The organism is Ruegeria sp. YKSF57, assembly GCF_059612585.1.
Genome location: NZ_JBXWQW010000105.1, coordinates 1 through 3,684 on the forward strand (window position 1 = coordinate 1; position 3,684 = coordinate 3,684).

The 3,684-nt window shown below is 57.1% G+C and carries 3 protein-coding genes and 1 pseudogene; 2 read left to right on the plus strand and 2 right to left on the minus strand.

Features of this window, described 5'->3' with window-relative positions; translation table 11 throughout:
- Positions 1-282 (plus strand): annotated as a pseudogene (locus AC2FLX_RS21960) (DMT family transporter); the annotation flags it as partial.
- Here AC2FLX_RS21960 and pncB read toward each other — a convergent pair.
- Positions 279-1,571, minus strand: a complete 1,293-nt coding sequence (pncB, locus tag AC2FLX_RS21965; protein WP_480748860.1) for a nicotinate phosphoribosyltransferase — start codon at positions 1,569-1,571, stop codon at positions 279-281. The pseudogene AC2FLX_RS21960 and the gene pncB overlap by 4 nt on opposite strands.
- Positions 1,572-1,727: 156 nt before the next feature.
- On the opposite strand from pncB, the gene AC2FLX_RS21970 reads away from it, so the two are divergent.
- The gene (locus AC2FLX_RS21970; RefSeq protein ID WP_480748861.1) at positions 1,728-2,276 is read left to right on the plus strand and encodes a hypothetical protein; all 549 of its coding nucleotides are present in this window, start codon (positions 1,728-1,730) and stop codon (positions 2,274-2,276) included.
- 37 nt (positions 2,277-2,313) lie between these two features.
- Here AC2FLX_RS21970 and tcuA read toward each other — a convergent pair.
- Positions 2,314-3,684, minus strand: a 1,371-nt coding sequence (gene tcuA, locus AC2FLX_RS21975; RefSeq protein ID WP_496875565.1) for an FAD-dependent tricarballylate dehydrogenase TcuA, incomplete at its 5' end; no start/stop codon positions are given.

The window sequence follows — 3,684 nt, forward strand, 5'->3', positions numbered from 1 at the left end:
TCCCCGATCAACCACCCCCAGGACGTCATCTGGATCGTCGCCATGGGGGCATTCGGCGGCACCGCCGTCTTGTGTCTTGTGGTCTCGTACCGGATGACAGAGCAAAGCAATCTGGCCCCGTTCAGCTATTTCGGCATCCCCTTTGCCTTTGTCGCGGGATGGCTGGTGTTTGATGAAACACCGTGGTCAGACCTGTTTCCCGGGGCGCTGTTCATTGTCGGCGGAGGTTTGATGGTGATCTGGCGCGAGCGACGCTTGCGCCGCAAACCCGTTAACCACTAGACCACGACCTTGATCGGTTCCTGCCGGCCCACGTCGAACACCCGCTTGTAGCGCTCGATCTCGGCCTTGGGACCCATCGCCTTTTCTGGATTGTCCGACAGTTTCACCGTCGGGTGGCCATTGGCCGAAACCGCCTTGCAAACCAGAGAGAACGGGGCAAGCCGGTCGCCGGAAACTAAACCGCGAAAATCGTTGGTCAGCAACGTCCCCCAACCGAACGAGACATTGGCCCGCCCGGTAAAACGGGCGTGCAATTCGATAATCTTGTCTACGTCCAGGCCATCCGAAAAAATGATCCGCTTTTTTGTCGGATCCTCGCCGCGTGATTTCCACCAATCGATGGCAATTTCCGCGCCCTTGGCCGGATCACCGCTGTCGATTCGGATACCGGTCCATCCCGCCAGCCAGTCGGGGGCGCGTTCCAGAAACCCCTTGGTGCCATAAGTGTCCGGCAAGATGATCCGCAGATTACCCTCATGCTCGTCATGCCAGTCGCTTAGCACGTCATAAGGGGCCTGCGCCAAGGCCGCGTCATCTTGGGCCAAGGCGCAATACACCATCGGCAATTCGTGTGCGTTCGTGCCGATTGCCTCGACTTCGCGGCGCATCGCGATAAGACAGTTGGATGTGCCGGTAAAGGATTTACCCAAGCCTTCGATCATTGCCTGAACACACCAGTCCTGCCACAAAAAGGAATGGCGGCGGCGGGTGCCAAAATCGGCAATTCCAAGCCCTTTGATCTCTCTCAAACGCTCAATCTTTTCCCAGACGCGGGTCATGGCGCGGGCATAGAGCACCTGCAATTCGAAACGGCGCATATCGTTCAACACTGCCCGCGAGCGCAGTTCCATCAGGACAGCCAGCGCAGGGATTTCCCAAAGCATGACCTCGTGCCACTTGCCCTCAAAGGTCAGTTCGTACTGGTCGCCTTTGCGTTCAAGGTGATAGGGCGGCAAACGCAGGTTTTCGAACCATTCCATGAAATCCGGGCGGAACATCTGACGCTTGCCATAAAACGTATTGCCACGCAGCCAGGTGCTTTCGCCCCGGCTGAGACTGAGCGAGCGGATATGATCCAGTTGCTCGCGCAACTCGCCCTCGTCGATCAGATTGGCCAATGGAACGTGAGTCGACCGGTTGATCAGCGAAAACTCCACATTTGTTTGTGGCTTGTTTCGAAACACTGACTGACACATCAATAGTTTGTAGAAATCCGTGTCGATCAAAGACCGCACAATCGGATCAATTTTCCACTTGTGATTGTAGACGCGTGTCGCGATATCAATCATAGGGCGCTCCTATTCCGCAAATACTTAGAACAAGCGACAATGAGATTGGCAAGAGCGCCCTGATACATGACAATATCCCAGTTGTGTCATAGTCCGGGCGCAAATGGTTTTGATGATTTCCCGGTGTTGGGTAAAAGGTGAAAATTGAGTGTTGTGATGGCTCTCAGGTACGATTTCGACATATTTACGATTATGCCGGATGAGGTATTCGAGAACGAACAGTTCGTGGAATTGTTGAGTCAGACTGGCATCGACAAAAATTCGGCGCACAACAAGATCGCGCTGTTCCGCGATGTGAAAACCGCCGATGCATTGCGCGGTGCCTCGCCCAAAGTGCGGCAGTTGTTTCTGGATTCCGGATTCGGGCTGAATACGTATGACAGCGGCGTGCCCGACGGGTTCTATCCGGCGCGGGATCAATCTGCGCGCAATTACATCCTCAGAAGATTCGTCCGCAACGTCAAATCGACTTCGCTGAAGGGCGAGTATTGCGGCGATTTCGATTTTTCAGAATTCATGGACCACCTTTTGCTGGCGCGTCCCTTGCCGGGGGGGCCGGAAAGAAAACGAACGCCTGCTCGACTTGCCAGCAAGAACACGCCTCCGCAACGCCAGTCGCCGATTGCACGTATCGGATTCGCCATCGGGGTCGCGGTACTGGTTCTGGTGGTCGCCAAATTGCTGGGCGCGGTGATGCAGCGTTAAGGCCCCGTTGATCGCGACTTCTGGCGCGAACGCCGCGTCAACGGCCGCCAGCACCATTCCCCGCGAGACGTCCGAAAACCGATCCGTTGATCAACCCTGTTCCGCCCGGATAGTTGAAGAAAAACACGCCGCCGACCAGTTCACCAGCGGCGAAAAGTCCGGGAATCGGGGCAAGATCATTGTCCAGAACCTGGGCCGTTTCCGGGTCAATGCGCAGGCCGCCAAAGGTGAAGGTAATGCCACAACCGACCTGATACGCTTCGAACGGACCCTGATCGATTGTGTTAGCCCAATTCGATTTCGGCACAGCCAAACCCCTGGTTCCGCGTCCATCCTTTACGTTGGGATCGAATGGCGTGTCGGCATCGACCGAGGCGTTGTAGGTTTCCATCTCGTCAAGGAACGCCCGCGTGTCAACGCCCTCCATCTTTTGCGCCAAATCCTCCAGCGTCGGGGCCACCACCTTGGTTACCCGCTTTATGCGATACTCGTCGCGCAGCAGATGCGTGACCTTTGCGTCAAAAATCTGCCAGGCAAACTGATCGGGCTGTTCGAGGATCACCCGGCCGTATTTGGCGTAAGTATAGTTTCGAAAATCCGCGCCTTCGTCGACAAAGCGCCGACCCGTGGCATTGACCATGATCCCCCAGGGATAGGAATGTTTCTGGAACCCGTCGCCAACATCCAGATCCCCGAACTCCGGTGCGTTGTAGTCCCAGCCGACCGCATGGCACCCCGACCAGTTGCCATAGGTTGACGCACCGATTTCCATCGCCATCTTGATGCCTTCACCAGTGTTGAAGCGCGAACCGCGCACGCGGGCCATTTCCCAGCCCGGCCCAAGATAGCGTGTGCGCATTTCGGTGCTGGCCTGAAACCCACCCGAGGCCAATATGACCGAGCGGGCCTTCAATTCGAACACCTCTCCCCTGTGGCGTACCTTGACGCCGGTCACCGCATGCCCGTCGGTGACCAGCGACAGTGCTCGCGTTTCATAGCGGATTTCAACACCCGCAGCGCGTGCAATGGTCGCGTGCGCATCGACCAGCCCCGGACCGCCGCCCCAAGCCTCCAGCGTCAGCCCGCCCCAGAACTTGAAGCGTCCGTCCACCTTGAACGCCTGACGACCGTAAATGGGCATGAAGCGGATGCCCTTGTCTCGCATCCAGAACATGGTCTCGCGCGAGGTGGTGACCAGCCTTTCGCATAGTGCCGGATCGGTGCGAAAACGGGTGACCCTGAACATGTCGTCAAAGAACTGATCCGTCGTATAGGTTCCGAAATCGGTTATGGCGGTCTGATCTTCGGAAAGGTCCGGACATAGCGCGCGAATATCGTCCACCCCGTCATAGGCGAACCGGATGGCGCCAGCGGTGTAGCGTGAATTGCCGCCATTCTCGCCCTCGGG

What these genes read in the sequence shown, in the direction of transcription:
- pncB (WP_480748860.1), bottom strand. Translation starts at nt 1,571, where the DNA reads ATGATTGATATCGCGACACGCGTCTACAATCACAAGTGGAAAATTGAT.
- AC2FLX_RS21970 (WP_480748861.1), top strand. Translation starts at nt 1,728, where the DNA reads ATGGCTCTCAGGTACGATTTCGACATATTTACGATTATGCCGGATGAG.